This window comes from Streptomyces radicis (genome assembly GCF_003626575.1).
GTDB classification, from domain to species: domain Bacteria; phylum Actinomycetota; class Actinomycetes; order Streptomycetales; family Streptomycetaceae; genus Streptomyces; species Streptomyces radicis.
This window is the reverse complement of record NZ_RBDY01000006.1, coordinates 23,182-38,036: the sequence shown is the minus strand read 5'-3', so window position 1 is coordinate 38,036 and position 14,855 is coordinate 23,182. Positions and strand designations below refer to the sequence as shown.

15 protein-coding genes are annotated in these 14,855 nt (G+C 73.5%); 11 read left to right on the top strand and 4 right to left on the bottom strand.

What is annotated here, in order from left to right; translation table 11 throughout:
* The first annotated feature begins 400 nt into the window (after positions 1-400).
* Entirely contained in the window at positions 401-2,923 is a 2,523-nt protein-coding gene (locus D7318_RS10855) for an ATP-dependent Clp protease ATP-binding subunit (RefSeq protein ID WP_120696725.1), read from the top strand.
* 91 nt (positions 2,924-3,014) lie between these two features.
* On the opposite strand, the gene D7318_RS10850 is transcribed toward D7318_RS10855, so the two are convergent.
* Positions 3,015-6,164, bottom strand: a complete 3,150-nt coding sequence (locus D7318_RS10850) for an NACHT domain-containing protein (protein ID WP_147437657.1) — start codon at positions 6,162-6,164, stop codon at positions 3,015-3,017.
* A gap of 77 nt (positions 6,165-6,241) precedes the next feature.
* Here D7318_RS10850 and D7318_RS10845 point away from each other — a divergent pair, with 77 nt between their 5' ends.
* The 6 genes from D7318_RS10845 to D7318_RS10820 all read left to right on the top strand — a co-directional run bounded on the left by D7318_RS10845 (position 6,242) and on the right by D7318_RS10820 (position 9,533).
* Positions 6,242-6,481, top strand: a complete 240-nt coding sequence (locus tag D7318_RS10845; RefSeq protein ID WP_230423633.1) for a hypothetical protein — start codon at positions 6,242-6,244, stop codon at positions 6,479-6,481.
* A gap of 35 nt (positions 6,482-6,516) precedes the next feature.
* The gene (locus D7318_RS10840; RefSeq protein ID WP_120696723.1) at positions 6,517-7,104 is read left to right on the top strand and encodes a DNA-3-methyladenine glycosylase I; all 588 of its coding nucleotides are present in this window, start codon (positions 6,517-6,519) and stop codon (positions 7,102-7,104) included.
* A 13-nt stretch (positions 7,105-7,117) separates the two neighbouring features.
* The gene (locus tag D7318_RS10835; protein ID WP_120696722.1) at positions 7,118-7,528 is read left to right on the top strand and encodes a YunG family protein; all 411 of its coding nucleotides are present in this window, start codon (positions 7,118-7,120) and stop codon (positions 7,526-7,528) included.
* 78 nt (positions 7,529-7,606) lie between these two features.
* Positions 7,607-8,461, top strand: a complete 855-nt coding sequence (locus D7318_RS10830; protein ID WP_120696911.1) for an alpha/beta hydrolase — start codon at positions 7,607-7,609, stop codon at positions 8,459-8,461.
* Positions 8,422-8,994 (top strand): isochorismatase family protein, encoded by a 573-nt coding sequence (locus tag D7318_RS10825; RefSeq protein WP_120696721.1) that lies wholly within the window; start codon positions 8,422-8,424, stop codon positions 8,992-8,994. The genes D7318_RS10830 and D7318_RS10825 overlap by 40 nt, the downstream gene beginning before the upstream one ends.
* A 113-nt stretch (positions 8,995-9,107) precedes the next feature.
* Entirely contained in the window at positions 9,108-9,533 is a 426-nt protein-coding gene (locus D7318_RS10820; RefSeq protein ID WP_120696720.1) for an ATP-binding protein, read from the top strand.
* On the opposite strand, the gene D7318_RS10815 is transcribed toward D7318_RS10820, so the two are convergent.
* Positions 9,457-10,335 (bottom strand): helix-turn-helix transcriptional regulator, encoded by an 879-nt coding sequence (locus D7318_RS10815; protein ID WP_120696719.1) that lies wholly within the window; start codon positions 10,333-10,335, stop codon positions 9,457-9,459. The two genes, D7318_RS10820 and D7318_RS10815, sit on opposite strands and share 77 nt — an antisense overlap.
* A 93-nt stretch (positions 10,336-10,428) precedes the next feature.
* On the opposite strand from D7318_RS10815, the gene D7318_RS10810 reads away from it, so the two are divergent.
* The gene (locus tag D7318_RS10810; RefSeq protein WP_120696718.1) at positions 10,429-11,295 is read left to right on the top strand and encodes an NAD(P)H-binding protein; all 867 of its coding nucleotides are present in this window, start codon (positions 10,429-10,431) and stop codon (positions 11,293-11,295) included.
* A 15-nt stretch (positions 11,296-11,310) separates the two neighbouring features.
* Entirely contained in the window at positions 11,311-11,736 is a 426-nt protein-coding gene (locus tag D7318_RS10805; protein WP_408055477.1) for a GNAT family N-acetyltransferase, read from the top strand.
* Here the strand turns inward: D7318_RS10805 and D7318_RS10800 are convergent.
* A complete protein-coding gene (locus tag D7318_RS10800) occupies positions 11,699-12,091 on the bottom strand; it encodes a winged helix-turn-helix transcriptional regulator (protein WP_120696716.1) in 393 nt (130 codons plus the stop codon). The genes D7318_RS10805 and D7318_RS10800 overlap by 38 nt on opposite strands.
* A 118-nt stretch (positions 12,092-12,209) precedes the next feature.
* Here D7318_RS10800 and D7318_RS10795 point away from each other — a divergent pair, with 118 nt between their 5' ends.
* Positions 12,210-12,872, top strand: coding sequence for an NADPH-dependent F420 reductase (locus D7318_RS10795; RefSeq protein WP_120696715.1), 663 nt, complete (start codon positions 12,210-12,212; stop codon positions 12,870-12,872).
* On the opposite strand, the gene D7318_RS10790 is transcribed toward D7318_RS10795, so the two are convergent.
* Positions 12,842-13,774 carry an HhH-GPD family protein gene (locus tag D7318_RS10790; RefSeq protein WP_120696714.1) on the bottom strand — a complete coding sequence of 311 codons (933 nt, stop codon included), beginning with the start codon at positions 13,772-13,774 and terminating at the stop codon, positions 12,842-12,844. The two genes, D7318_RS10795 and D7318_RS10790, sit on opposite strands and share 31 nt — an antisense overlap.
* A 134-nt stretch (positions 13,775-13,908) precedes the next feature.
* On the opposite strand from D7318_RS10790, the gene D7318_RS10785 reads away from it, so the two are divergent.
* The gene (locus D7318_RS10785) at positions 13,909-14,706 is read left to right on the top strand and encodes a hypothetical protein (protein WP_120696713.1); all 798 of its coding nucleotides are present in this window, start codon (positions 13,909-13,911) and stop codon (positions 14,704-14,706) included.
* The last annotated feature ends 149 nt before the right edge of the window (positions 14,707-14,855 follow it).

Here is a 14,855-nt window from a genome sequence, read left to right as displayed (position 1 = left end):
GGGAGAGTGACGCACGGTCCGCCGTCGCTCGCACGGCGTGATCGCGTTCGCCTGTAGCGGATGTCCGTGGCTGGTGCGGCATGGAGTGTCAGCCTGGAGGGGTAGGCAGTTCTTGACGGATGATGGGTCACTCATGGATGGGGGGCGGTGGGAGTGGGCCCTGGCATGTCGCCCAGCGGCGTTCGCCGACGGCGTAGTCATCTGACGTGCCAGTGCGTGGCCTGCGGGAACATCGTCTCGCACCATCGGGTTGGAACTGTTGTCGCCTGTTCGGGGCACGGCGCCGGGGACAGGAGCGGACAGTTGGAATGAGCGGTCCCCCGTTGCGGGACTAAGCTGCGGAAGGACAGGGAGGGGACCGACCCCTTTACTGCCTGACCGCTCTGAGGAGCGATTAACGATGTTCGAGAGGTTCACCGACCGCGCGCGGCGGGTTGTCGTCCTGGCTCAGGAAGAAGCCCGGATGCTCAACCACAACTACATCGGCACCGAGCACATCCTCCTGGGCCTGATCCACGAGGGTGAGGGTGTCGCCGCTAAGGCCCTGGAGAGCCTCGGGATCTCGCTTGAGGCGGTTCGCCAGCAGGTCGAGGAGATCATCGGCCAGGGCCAGCAGGCCCCGTCCGGGCACATCCCCTTCACCCCACGGGCCAAGAAGGTGCTGGAGCTGTCGCTCCGCGAGGCCCTCCAGCTCGGTCACAACTACATCGGCACCGAGCACATCCTGCTCGGCCTCATCCGCGAGGGCGAGGGCGTCGCGGCCCAGGTCCTGGTGAAGCTGGGCGCCGATCTCAACCGAGTGCGGCAGCAGGTCATCCAGCTGCTCTCCGGTTACTCCGGAGGCAAGGAGGCGGCCACCGCGGGCGCGCCCGCCGAGGGCACGCCGTCCACTTCCCTGGTGCTCGACCAGTTCGGCCGGAATCTCACCCAGGCGGCCCGCGAGTCCAAGCTCGACCCGGTCATCGGGCGCGAGAAGGAGATCGAGCGGGTCATGCAGGTGCTGTCCCGCCGCACCAAGAACAACCCCGTGCTCATCGGCGAGCCCGGCGTCGGCAAGACAGCCGTCGTCGAGGGCCTGGCCCAGGCCATCGTCAAGGGCGAGGTGCCCGAGACCCTCAAGGACAAGCACCTCTACACCCTCGACCTCGGCGCCCTGGTCGCCGGCTCCCGGTACCGCGGTGACTTCGAGGAGCGCCTGAAGAAGGTGCTCAAGGAGATCCGCACCCGCGGCGACATCATCCTGTTCATCGACGAGCTGCACACGCTGGTCGGAGCGGGCGCCGCCGAGGGCGCGATCGACGCCGCCAGCATCCTGAAGCCGATGCTGGCCCGCGGCGAGCTCCAGACCATCGGCGCGACGACGCTCGACGAGTACCGCAAGTACCTGGAGAAGGACGCGGCCCTGGAGCGGCGTTTCCAGCCCATCCAGGTCGCCGAGCCGTCCCTGCCGCACACGATCGAGATCCTCAAGGGCCTGCGCGACCGGTACGAGGCGCACCACCGCGTCTCCATCACCGACTCCGCGCTCGTGGCCGCCGCGCAGCTGGCCGACCGGTACATCTCGGACCGCTTCCTGCCGGACAAGGCGATCGACCTGATCGACGAGGCGGGCTCGCGGATGCGCATCCGCCGGATGACCGCGCCGCCGGACCTGCGTGAGTTCGACGAGAAGATCGCCGGGGTGCGCCGCGAGAAGGAGTCCGCGATCGACTCGCAGGACTTCGAGAAGGCCGCCTCCCTGCGGGACAACGAGAAGCAGCTCCTCACCGCGAAGGCGCAGCGCGAGAAGGAGTGGAAGTCCGGCGACATGGACGTCGTCGCCGAGGTGGACGAGGAGCTCATCGCCGAGGTCCTGGCCGCCTCCACGGGCATCCCGGTCTTCAAGCTCACCGAGGAGGAGTCCTCGCGGCTGCTCCGCATGGAGGACGAGCTGCACAAGCGCGTCATCGGGCAGGAGGACGCCATCAAGGCGCTCTCACAGGCCATCCGCCGCACCAGGGCGGGCCTGAAGGACCCGAAGCGCCCAGGCGGATCGTTCATCTTCGCCGGCCCTTCGGGCGTCGGCAAGACGGAGCTGTCCAAGACGCTCGCGGAGTTCCTCTTCGGCGACGAGGACGCGCTGATCTCCCTCGACATGTCGGAGTTCGGCGAGAAGCACACGGTCTCCCGGCTCTTCGGCTCCCCGCCCGGCTACGTCGGGTACGAGGAGGGTGGCCAGCTGACCGAGAAGGTGCGTCGCAAGCCGTTCTCCGTCGTCCTGTTCGACGAGGTGGAGAAGGCCCACCCGGACATCTTCAACTCCCTGTTGCAGATCCTGGAGGACGGTCGCCTGACCGACTCCCAGGGCCGGGTCGTGGACTTCAAGAACACCGTCATCATCATGACGACGAACCTCGGCACGCGGGACATCTCCAAGGGCTTCAACATGGGCTTCGCGGTGGCCGGCGATGTCGCCACCGGGTACGAGCGCATGAAGGCCAAGGTCAACGACGAGCTGAAGCAGCACTTCCGCCCCGAGTTCCTGAACCGTGTGGATGACACGGTGGTGTTCCACCAGCTGACGCAGGAGGACATCATCAAGATCGTCGACCTGATGGTCGCGCAGGTGGATGACCGCCTGAAGGACCGCGACATGGCGATCGAGCTGAGCACGGACGCCAAGCAGCTGCTGGCCAAGCGCGGATACGACCCCGTGCTGGGCGCCAGGCCGCTGCGCCGGACCATCCAGCGGGAGATCGAGGACGTGCTGTCGGAGAAGATCCTCTTCGGCGAGCTGCGCCCCGGCCACATCGTGGTCGTGGACACCGAGGGCGAGGGGAAGGAGAAGTCCTTCACCTTCCGCGGCGAGGAGAAGTCCTCGCTGCCGGACGCCCCCCCGGTGGAGCAGGCGGCCAAGGGCGGCCCGAACCTCACCAAGGAGTGACGGCGCTCCGCCCGATCACCCCGCCCGATCACGTCGAACGCCCCCGTGGCCCCACCGCGGGGGCGTTCGCGTGCCCGGGACCCGTTCCGGGTCAGTAGCGGGGGGCGGGCGGGGCGATGACCTCGATGTGGTCGGGAACGTTCCGTCGCGCGCTGGGCGGGAAGGTCCTGACCGTCCCGAGCTCCGGCAGCGCGGCCAGCGGGGCGAAGTCGGCCGGGTCGGTGTTGAACAGCAGCGTGGTCACGCCGGGGAACGCCGCCGCCACCCGGGCCACGTCGTCGACGGGTATCGGCTCTTCGGGATCAGCGGGGAAGAACTGGAGGAACCTGATCCGGGGCAGCTCGACGCCGTGGTCGGCGAGGCTGCGGAGCGCGCCCGCGTGCAGGACGAGGTGCTCGAGCCGGGGGAGCGCGGCGACGGCCCGCCACTCCGCACGCCGGAACCCACGGGTGGTGAAGTGCAGGCACAGCTGGGTGAGCGTCGGCCAGGCGTCGATGCCGCCGAGATCGGGCACGTCCTCCGGCAGCGTGAGGGAGTCGAGCTCCGCCGCGCCCGGCAGCTCGGCCAGCGTCTCGAGCCGCGTCAGGGAGCCGATCGCCAGGTGGGCCAGCCGGTCGAGGCCGTCGAGCCCGCGCATGACCGCCGGGGCCTCGTCGTTGTAGAGGCTCAGCCGGTGGACGCCGGTGTCGGCGAGCGGGGCCAGGTCGGTGATCCCCTGGCACGTGTCGACGAGGACGTCGGTCAGGGAGGGGAAGCGGTCCACCCAGGCGATGTCGTGGAGAGCCGGGCAGCTCCGCAGGGCGATCCGGTCGAGCGGGTGCCCGGCCAGCGCCTCGACGATCGCCGCCTCGGTGAAGTCGCCGCTCAGGTCGACGTTGCGCATCGCGTCGAGCCCCGAGAGCAGCCGCAGCTCCTCGTCGGTCCTGGCGAACCGGATCAGCGCCTCGTCGTCGGGGAGGTGGCGCAGGATCTCGTCGAAGTAGCGGCGGGTGTCGAAACGCTGCCAGTTGACCGACAGCAGGTGCCTGACGGAGCCGGTCGCCGAGCTCCTGAACGGGCGCAGCCTGCTCAGCGCCGTGTCCGCGCCCACGCGCGTCGCCGCGAAGACGACCGCGTCGGCCTCGTCGTCGGTCACCTCCTCGGGCCCGGGGAGCAGGTCGAGCACGACCTGGCCGACGCCCGCGAGCGCCCTGGACTCGTTGCGCGTCCTCGGCGGCAGCAGCGCGTGCGCCCTCGCGGTCACCTCGGCCCTGACGTCGGGGGACAGCTGGGTGGCGTGCTCGAGGCAGGCCATGGCCACCAGGTGCAGCCGCACGCGGTGCTCGGGCTCGGCGTCGCCGCGCTCGACCAGCTGGATGAGCAGCTCGGCGCGCTGCACGGGCTGGGCGTGGGCGACCGCCATGCGGATGACGTCCTCCCACTGGTCCTCGTGGGCGTGGGCGACCAGGGCGGGGAAGTGGTGCCACTCGACGAGGTAGCGGGCGCCCAGGTAGTCCTGGAACGTGCGGTGCACGAAGTCGACCGCGCCCTCCACCGGCTCGCGCAGGACGCCCGACCGTTCGACGAGGTGGCGCAGCACGGCGGTCGCGGGGCCGAGCCGGTCCCCCCGGTGGATCAGGGGGAGGCTCTGGGCGAGCTGGGCGACGGCCACCTCGGCGGACATCTCGGAACGGCCGTTGATGATCAGCCAGTTGGCGAGCTGCTGGAGCAGCGAGACCAGGGTGTCCGCGTCCAGGTCGACATCCACGCGCGGCGGGTCGGGGCGCTCGCGGTCGCGGCGTTCGAGCAGGAGGGAGAGCGCGGCGTCGTAGAGGGCCTTGCGGCCGCGCGGGAGATAGCCGTTGCGCTCCCGGTGCAGGGCGCAGATCAGGGCGCACATCAGGGGGTTGGTCGCGAGGGTGGCCAGGTCGCCGCGGCCCTGGACCAGGTCGAGCAGCGCGTCGGCCGCCTCGGGCGCGGCGCCCACGGCGCGGTGCCAGCGGTGCACGAAGGCGTGCAGGTCGTTGTGGCCCATCGGGGCCAGGGACAGCTCGGTGAACCCCAGGGTGTGCAGCCAGTCCTCGCGGACGGCGGACGGGCGCGCGGTGACCAGCCAGAGGTTGCCGGGGTAGGTGGTGCCGAGCCGCCGCAGCCAGCGGCGCACGCCCTCGCGTTCGCTCTCGGGGACCTCGTCGATGCCGTCGACCAGGAGCAGCCCGCGGCCCGCCATGAGCACGCGGTCCGCCCAGCCGCCCGGCTGCGCGCTCACGAGCGGGCAGTCGACGGCGGCCAGGAAGCGCTCGGGGTCGGGCAGCGGCCCCCCGGCCCTGGTCAGGGTGCGCATCGTCAGCACGAACGGAACGCGCCCCACGAGGTGCTCGAGATCCTCGGCGACGTCCTGGCGGGTGGCGGAGACCGCGAGCCACTGCACCAGCGTCGTCTTGCCCGATCCGGCGTGGCCGCGCAGCAGCACCCGGTCGAGGCCGCTGAGCGCGCGCTCGGCGCGCTGCGGGGCGCCTTCGGCCAGGCCCCCGTCCTCGAGGCGGTCGGGGCGGTGGGTCTCCAGACTGAGGTACGCGTCGTCGAGCGGCCACTCGCGGGACTGCGCCAGGTCGAGGCCGTAGATGGTGAGCGTGCCGTGCTCGCCGCGCACATAGGCGGCGTAGCGCCTCTCGAACGCGGCGTCCTCGGCCGTCCGGTCGCCCAGGCGCTCCACCAGCAGGTCGACCGTGCGGACCAGGCGGTCGAGCCGGCGGCTCTGCTCGACCAGGGTGCGGGCGACGAAGGTGGAGCGCTTGGTGAAGAAGTCCAGTATGTGCAGGCACGCGGCGTCGAGGAGGCCGTGGAAGAGCTCCTCGGCCCCGCGGGTGGGGAGGTCCCGGCCTCGGCCCGCTTCCTCGCCGACCGCGAGCAGCCGCGCGGCCAGCTCGCGGTGGCCCAGCTGGACGGCCTGCACGTCGTCCATCGTGAGGTCGCCGAGGGCGAGCAACGTGGCGACCAGCTCGGCGGCGATCCGCGCCTTCTCGTCGCGTTCGAGGGGCGGGCCTTCGGGCTCGACGCGTTCGACCAGGGCCTTGGCCACCTTGGTGAGGTCGCGCTCGACGACCGTGCGCTTCTCGCCCCTGAACGACACCAGTGCCGTGATCCGCACCGGCTTGTCGACCAGGCCCGCGCCCGGGGGCGTCTGCGTGAACAGCTTCTTGACCAGTGGGGCGACCGCCGCCGACGCGAGCCTGAGCCCCACACCCCCCGCGAGATCCATGCGCCCGAGCGTAGCGGTGGCCGGGGCGGCGGGGCGGGGTGACGATGGGGGAGAGGCGAGGACGGAGGTGCGACCCCATGCGGCATGTGGTGCGGGCCGAGTACCGGTACGACGCGCCGGACGAGGTGAAGACCTGGCACATGGTGAGGGAGCGCCGGAACGGCGAGATCGGCCATGTCGCGATGTGCGGGCGGCGGCTGCGTGAGGACGCCGAGACGCGGCCGGGGACGGAGTGGGGGCGCACCGATGAGGTGTTCTGCCACAGCTGCGGCGCCCTCTACCTGCGGGAAGTGCCCTCCCAGCCGCTCGGGGCCTGAGGGAATTGTCAGACCCCTCCGGCAGACTCGGAGCCATGGAGACGACGCTGACCGTGGCCGGGCCCGACGGGCGACGGCGCTGCCCCTGGGGGGTGGCGCCCGATGATTACCGCGAGTATCACGACACCGAGTGGGGGCGCCCCGTGCGCGGGGACGACGCGCTGTTCGAGCGGCTGTGCCTCGAGGCGTTCCAGTCGGGTCTCTCGTGGCTGACGATCCTGCGGAGGCGGGAGGGGTTCAGGGCGGCGTTCGCGGGGTTCGCCATCGAGAAGGTGGCGGCGTTCGGGGACGAGGACGTGAAGCGGCTGCTCGGCGACGCGGGGATCATCAGGAACCGTCTGAAGATCGAGGCCGCCATCAGCAACGCCAAGGCGGCCGCCGGGTGGGCCGACGGCGAGCTGACCGAGCTGATCTGGTCGCACGCGCCCGACCCCGACGGCGTGCGCGTGCCGCGGGGGACCGGGGACATCCTGGCCACCACGCCGGAGTCGGTCGCGCTGTCGAAGGCGCTCAAGGCGCGCGGGTTCCGCTTCGTCGGGCCCACCACGGCCTATGCGCTGATGCAGGCGTGCGGCCTGGTCAACGACCACCTGGCGGACTGCTACGTCCGCGCGGACATGTGAGGGGACGCGCGCGATGGCTCCGTGGACCCTGACCGAGATCGCCGCGGCCCTCCGCACCGCCTGGGCCGCCGACACCTGCTCGCCCGACGACGTGCTGCGCGCGCCCTGGACCCCCGACAATCCCGCGTGGGGGCACTGTGACATCACCGCCCTCGTGGTGCACGACATCTTCGGTGGCGACCTGGTGGTGGGGGAGGTGTCCCTCGGCGGCGAGCGGGCGGGCCACCACTGGTGGAACCGCCTGGCCAGCGGCATAGACATCGACCTGACCCGGGACCAGTTCAGGCTCGGCCAGGTCATCATGGGCGCGCGGGTCGTGGTGCGCCCACCGGGGCCGCCGCGCCGCCGCCGCGCGGAGTACCGCCTGCTGCGCGAGCGGGTCGCGGCCTCGCTCGGGCCACTGCCTCAGCCGGTGGCGGCCTGACGTGCGCGGGGGCGAGCGGGGATTCGCCCGTGGCAGAGCGGCGGCCCTGGGAGTTCCGGCGGGTCTACGGTGGCCGTCATGACGACCAGGAGCGCGATCACGGGCGAGGCGGCCGGGGTGCCGTTCACGGCACTGCCCCCCGCGGGGGACGGCGAGGAGCGGGCACCGCTCGTGGTGACCTGGCACATGATGGACGCGCCCCGCACGCATGGGGCGTTCGCCGCGGCGCTGCCGCTGACCGGGGTGCGGGCCTGGCGCGTTCATCTGGGGCTGCCGTGGTGCGGGGAGCGTGCGCTGTCCGGTGGGGAGGCCGCTGTCACGGAGCGGATCCGCCGTGACGCCGTGCTGGACTACGTGGACCCGGTGACGCGGCAGGGCGCCGACGAGTTCCCGGCGGTGCTCGCGGCGCTGCGCGAGCGGTTCCCGGTGGACGACGGGCCGATCGGCCTGGTCGGCGGGTCGCTCGGGGGCGGCGTCGCGCTACGGGTGCTGACCGGGGCGCGGGTCGCGGTCGCCGCGGTCGCGCTGGTCAATCCGGCGATCAGGGCGCGTTCCGTCGCGGAGCTGGTCGAGGCCGCCACCGGGCGCCCGCACCCCTGGACCGAGCGGTCGCGCGAGGTGGCCGACCGGCTCGACTTCGTGGCGCGGGCCGGGGACATCGCCGCGCTCGACCCGGCGCCCGCGCTGCTGGTGGTGAGCGGGGAGCTCGACCACCCCGGTCTGCGGCGGGACGCCGAGGAGCTGACCGCCGCGCTGCGCGAGCGGTACGCCGAGCCGGGGCGGGTCCGGCTCGCGTCCATACCCGGCCTCGACCATCCGCTGGCCGAGCAGCCGGGAGACGAGCCCGCGCCCCAGCTGCCGCTGGCCGAGCGGGTCGAGGAGGTGATGACGGAGTGGTTCACGCGCCACCTGTCGGGCCGGTCCAGGCGCTGATCGTCGTGGACGTCCAGCGGGGCTTGGTCGCGGGCCCCGAGGCCGTGCCCGACGCCGGGGGACTGGTGCGGCGGATCAGCGCCGCGGCGGCCCGCGCCCGCCGGGCCGGGGCGTTGGTCGTGCACCTTCAGAACGACGGTCCGCCCGGCGCCGTCGACGAGCCCGGGGGCCCGGGCTGGGAGCTGTTCCTGCCGGAGCCGGGGGACGCGATCGTCCGCAAGACGGAGGACGACGGGTTCCGTGGGACGCCGCTCGGCGAGCTGCTGTTCACGCGCGGGGTGTGGCGGCTGATGATCACCGGCGTGCTGTCGGAGATGTGCGTGAGCGCGACGGCGCGCGGCGCGCTCGACCGGGGCATCGGCGTGGTGCTTCCGCATGACACCCATGGCACCCACCCGTTGGGGGAGATCTCCTCCGAGGCGGTCGCCCGGGTGGCGGAGCACGCGCTGGGGGACCAGGTGGAGCTGGTCGCGGCGGCGGAGGAGGTGGCGTTCACGGGCGTCCGCGCCGACGGTTCGCCCATCAGGGCCTGACGCACGGATGTTCGGCGGGATGTGTCGGTCGCTCAGGGGATTGGGGACGGCGGGAGAAGGCACTCGTAAAGAGTGATGTGCGACACATCGCGGTCGCGACGGAGGAGCGTCTCATGTGCCTTGTCCCCGAGCGGTCCGGGACCGCCGACTTCGCCTTGCGCTTCCCGGCCCACCCCGTGTGGGTGCGCAACGCCCGCCAGGCCATGCGCACGGCCCTGACCTCGGTGGTCCCGGCCAACCCCGAGCTGATCGAGACGGCCGTCCTGTTGACGTCCGAGGTGGTGAGCAACGCCGTGCGCGCCTCCCTCGGCTGCCGGACCCCGCCACCGGTCGACGTGCACGCCTGCTGGTCCCCCGAGGGCGACCTCCAGGTGCAGGTCCACGACCGCGCGCCCGGCGACCCGGCCGTTCCCGAGCGGCCCCCGCCCACCGAGCGGGAGAGCGGCCGCGGCCTGCTGCTCGTCACCCGCTGCGCACGGCGCCTCGAGGTCTGCCATCACGTGCCAGGGCCCGGGAAGACGGTGTGGTTCCAGCTGTAGCCGCCACCTCGGGCGCCCGGTGGGCGGACGGGCTGACGCCCCGCACCCGCTTGAACGCCGCGCTGAAGCCGAACGGATCGGCGTACCCCACCCGCCGCGCGACGCTGCCCACGGTCGCCTCGGGCTCCCCGGTCAGCAGGTCGGCGGCGAGCGCCATGCGCCACTCCGTCAGATAGGCGAGCGGCGCCTGGCCGACCAGCTCGGTGAAGCGCCTGGCCAGCGTCGTGCGCGAGACCCCCGCCTCGGCGGCAAGCGACACCAGCGTCCAGCCCGCGCCCGGCGCCTCGTGCATCGCCCGCAGCGCCGCGCCCACCACCGGGTCGCCCAGCGCCACGTACCAGCCCGGCGGCTCCGACTCCGGCCGGTCGAACCAGTCCCGCAGCGCGCACACCAGCAGCCAGTCCAGCATCCGGTCCAGCACGATCTGCCGCCCTGGCCGCGCCGCGCACAGCTGCGCCTCCAGATAGCCGCGCAACTCCGCGCAGCCCTCGTCGTCCGGCACCACGAGGATGCGGGGCAGCACCCGCAGCAGGCGGCGCGGCACCTCGCCGCGCAGCTGGTGGACGCCGGTGAGCAGCAGCCCGGCGCCGCGCACCTCGAACGGCTCGGGCCCCTTCACCACCGCCGCCTCGCCCACCGCCACCCGCCGCCCCGCCACCCACGCCTCGCCCCGCAGCGGCGAGCACAGCGTCAGCGCCGCGCCCTCCCCCAACGGGCCTGGCGCGGAGGGACCGAGCCGTGACAGGTCGAACAGCGCGCCGTCGGTGCGCACGCCGCGCAGCAGGTCGTCGAAGGGATCCATGCCTCAACGGTACGGCGGCGACGGTACGGTCGCGCATGCGATCCGTACCCTCGCCCATGGGCGCGCGGGCCCCGGCCGACCAGTCTTGGAGCCATGACTGATCCCCTTTCACCCTCCCTCTCACCCGGCGCGTTCCTCGTCCTCGGCGGCACGGGCAAGACGGGCCGCCGGGTGGCCGCCCGCCTGCGCGTCGCGGGCCACACGGTCCGCGCCGCCTCCCGTTCGGGCGCGGTGCGTTTCGACTGGACCGAACGCGCCACCTGGGAACGTGCCGTCGAAGGGGCCGCGGCCGTCTACCTGGTCGCGCCCGACGACCCCGCGCCCACCGACGACTTCGTCAAGGCGGCCGTCGCCGCGGGCACCCGCCGCATCGTGCTGCTCTCAGGGCGCGGCTCCGACCTCTTCGGCGAGGTCTCCTTCGGCTCGGGCGTCACCGAGGCCGAACGGGCCGTGCGCGCCTCGGGCGTCGAGTGGTCGGTGATCCGGCCGAACAACTTCGACCAGAACTTCGACGAGGACCTCTGGCACCGCCCGCTCGTCGAAGGGCGTCTCGCGCTGCCGACCGGCGGGGTCCCCGAGCCGTTCGTCGACCTCGACGACGTGGCCGACGTGGCCGTCGCGCTGCTGACCGACGAGGGCCACCACGGGCGTACGTACGAGCTGTCGGGGCCGCGGGCGCTGACGTTCGCCGAGGCGGTGGACATCGTGGCGCGCGCCGCGGGACGGCCGATCGCCTCGGTGGAGCTGACCCCCGACGAGTACCGCGCCGAGCTGCTGGCCGAGGGCTGGCCCCCCGAGGCGGTCGACGGTCTCGACGCGATGTTCGGCCTGATGCGCACCGGCGCCGTCGCCGAGCCGGTCGACGGCGTGCGCCGGGTGCTCGGGCGCGAGGCCACGCCGTTCGAGACCTACGCGGTCCGCGCCGCCGCGGCCGGGGCCTGGGCGGGGGCCACACCCTAGGGTGAGGCCATGGCCATTGATATCCGGAGGGCGACGGAGGCGGCCCACGTGGCCGCCGCCGCCGAGCTGTTCGACGCGCCGCCGAAGCCCGAGTGGGCGGACCGCTTCCTCACCGCCCCCGGCCACCATCTCCTGGTGGCCCACGACCCGGACGACGGCGGGCCCGTCGGCATGGTGACGGGCGTGGAGATGACCCACCCCGACAAGGGCACCGAGATGTTCCTGTACGAGCTGGGCGTCGCCGAGAGCCACCGCCGCAGGGGCATCGGGCGCCGCCTGGTCGAGGCGCTGGGGGAGCTGGCGCGGGAGCGTGGCTGCTACGGGATGTGGGTCGCGGTCGACATCGACAACGAGGCGGCGCTCGCCACCTACCGCTCGACCGGCGGTGTCGCCGAGTACCCGGTCACGATCCAGGTGTGGGAGTACGGCGCCGAGGGGTGACATCGGCGCCGTCCCCTTCCTCGCCCTCCCGCGCGGCGGCCACCGCGTCCCCGTGCACCGACGCCCACGCGCCGAACGCCTCGAGCGCGGGCAGCAGCGTGCGCCCGAGCGGCGTCAGCCCGTACTCGACGCGCGGCGGCGCCTCCCTGAACCGGCGGCGCGTCACCAGTCCGTCCCGTTCCAGCCTGCGCAGTGTCTCGTTCAGCACCTTGGCGCTGATCCCGCCGATGCGCGCCCGCAGCTCGACCGGGCGGCAAGGCCCTTGCCGCAGCGCCCAGAGCACCACGCCGTTCCATGTGTGCCCCAGCACGTCGAACGCCACCCGCGCCCGGCAGTCGGCGATGAACCCGCTCATGCGCGCCTCCCTCCGCGACCCCCAGCGTCGCAGGCCGGGGCGTCGGGCACCGAACGGTTCGCATCGGATCGCCTACGGTCGCCGCCGACACGGCACGGCGGACGAAGGGACGCGAGGCATGCGGATCGGCACGCTCGGCGCGGGCGACATGGCGGAGGCGCTCACCACCCGGTGGGCGCGGGCTGGACACGAGGTGATGATCGGGGCGCGGAACCCGGACAGGGCCGCGGCCCTGGCGCGGCGGCTCGGGCCGCGGGCCGCGAGCGGGGGGTTCGCCGAGGCGGCCGCGTTCGGCGAGGCCGTGCTGGTCGCGGTGCGCGCCGAGGCGGCGGTCGAGGTGGTGAGGGCCGCGGGGGCGCCGGACGGCCGGACGCTGATCGACTGCACCAACGCGGTCGTCCCGGGCCGTTTCACGCTGGCCGCGCCCATGGCCGAACGGATCGCGGCGGCGGCTCCAGGGGCGCACGTGGTCAAGGCGTTCAACCTGTGCCACGTGGACGTGTGGCGGCTGACCCCGCCCGTGTTCGACGGGGTCCCGCTCGGGGTGCCGCTGTGCGGGGACGACCCGGGGGCGCTGGCCGCGGTGCGGACCCTGGTCACCGACCTGGGCTGTGTCCCGCTCCCCGGCGGCCCGCTCGAACGCGCCCCGCTGCTCGAGGCGACCGCCGCGTTCGCCATCGGGCTGTGGCTCGGCGAGGGCGCCGACGCCAGGTCGGCGCTGCCCCCGCTGAGCCACTCGGTGGGCGGCGGTCAGCCCGCCGCCGTGCCCGGCAGCCGGTAGCGGCCGTCGGGGAGGCGCTCGGCGAGGCCGTCGCCGACCAGGCCGCCCAGCGCCCTGGCCCGTTGCTCCGGGTCGTGCCACACCCGGTCGAGCAGCGAACGCTCGACGGGACCCGCGGCCTCGCGCAGCACGGCGAGGAGCCTGCCGCGCACCTGACGGTCCGTTCCCGCGTAGGTCTGGCCGCGCCTCGGCGGGCCCTCGTGCGCCGGTGAGCCCGCCTTGCGCCAGGCGCACAACTCGGCGATCGGGCAGCGCCCGCACTCGGGACCGCGCGCCGTGCACAGCAGCGCGCCGAGCTCCATCGTGGCCGCGGCCCACTTGGCGGCGACCGCCGGCTCCTCGGGCAGCAGCATCCTGGCGAGCTTGCGTTCGGCGGCGGTCGTGGCGTTCGGCGGGTACTCGGTGCCGCTGACCACGCGGGCGAACACCCGCCGCACATTGGTGTCGAGCACCGCGTGGCGCTGGCCGTAGGCGAACGAGGCCACCGCCGCCGCGGTGTACTCGCCGATCCCCGGGAGCGCGAGCAGCTGGTGATGGTCCGTCGGCACCTCGCCACCGTGCCGTTCCGCTATGGCCGCCGCGGCGCTGTGCAGGCGCAGCGCGCGCCGTGGATAGCCGAGGCGCCCCCAGGCGCGCACGGCCTCGCCCGCGGGTTCGGCGGCCAGGTCGGCCGGGCGCGGCCAGCGGCGCAGCCACTCCTCGTAGACCGGCAGCACACGGCTGACGGGCGTCTGCTGGAGCATGAACTCGCTGACCATGACGCCCCAGGCGCCCGCTTCGGGGCGACGCCAGGGCAGGTCGCGGGCGTGCTGGGCGAACCAGCCGATGACCGGGGTGTGCAGGGCGGTGGGCGGCGTCGTACTCGTTGCTGTCGTCGAAGTCGTAGAAGTCGTCGCAGTCATGGCAAAGGCGATCCTGGCACGGCGGCGGCACGGCACAAAGCGGCCCGCTCTCCGCGCGTGTTGATACCCAACAGTGCCCTGGCAAGCGGGGGCTGGGGCGCACCGGGGTGACGGAAGTCTCGTAAGGTTTCCGCGTGGGATCTCTGCGCACTCCGGTCGGGCCGCTGCCGTCGTCGATCTACTGGCGGCGCCGGGGCGTTCTCCTGCTGTTGATCGCGGTGGTGGCCCTGCTCATCATCTGGGCGCTGCGGCCCGGCGGGGGCGGGGACGAGGAGGAGACGGCGGGCGGCGACGACGGCAGGGGCGGCCCCGCCGAGTCGATCACCCCGGGACCCACACCCTCGGAGTCCCTCATCGACGAGCGCCCCGGCGGGCGCGACGATCCGCCGGGCGGCGACGAGGACGGCGAGGGCGACGGCGAGGCCGGGAGCGAGGGCGGCGAGGATGACGACGCGGACGACGACCCCTCGGGCGACGGGGACGGCGACGGCTCGGCGGACGGCGGTGGGTCGGGGCTCGACCCGGCGGGCGTTCCGGCGTGCGTGACCGCCGCGGTGACGGTGACGCTGTCGAGCGCGAGCAACGAGTACGCCGCGGGCGAGGAGCCCGAGCTGCGGCTCACCGCGGAGAACGGCTCGGGCTCCGCGTGCCGCCTCGACTTCGGGCACGACGAGCTGACCGTGCTGGTGACCGACGAGGACGACAACGAGGTGTGGTCGTCGGCGGAGTGCCCCGAGGGCCCCGGCTCCGACCCGGTGGCCGTGGCCGCGGGCGACTCCGTGACCCACACCCTCACCTGGGACCGGCGCCACTCACCCGAGGACTGCGAAGGGTCCCAGGGCCGCGCCGCCGCCGCGGGCACGTATGTGGCCAAGGCCCAGCTCCCCGACCACCCGGTGGCCCAGATCTCGTTCGTCCTGGACAACGACTGACGCCTCCGGCGCGGTGGGTTGACGCCTCCGGCGCGGTGGGCCGACGTGGTGCGGTTGATTGAGCGGCGTGGCCGGAGGGCTGTGTCGGCTGCCGGATGATCCAGCGGTGTGGATTTCGTTCGTCCTCGACGGCGTCGGGCACGTCCGCT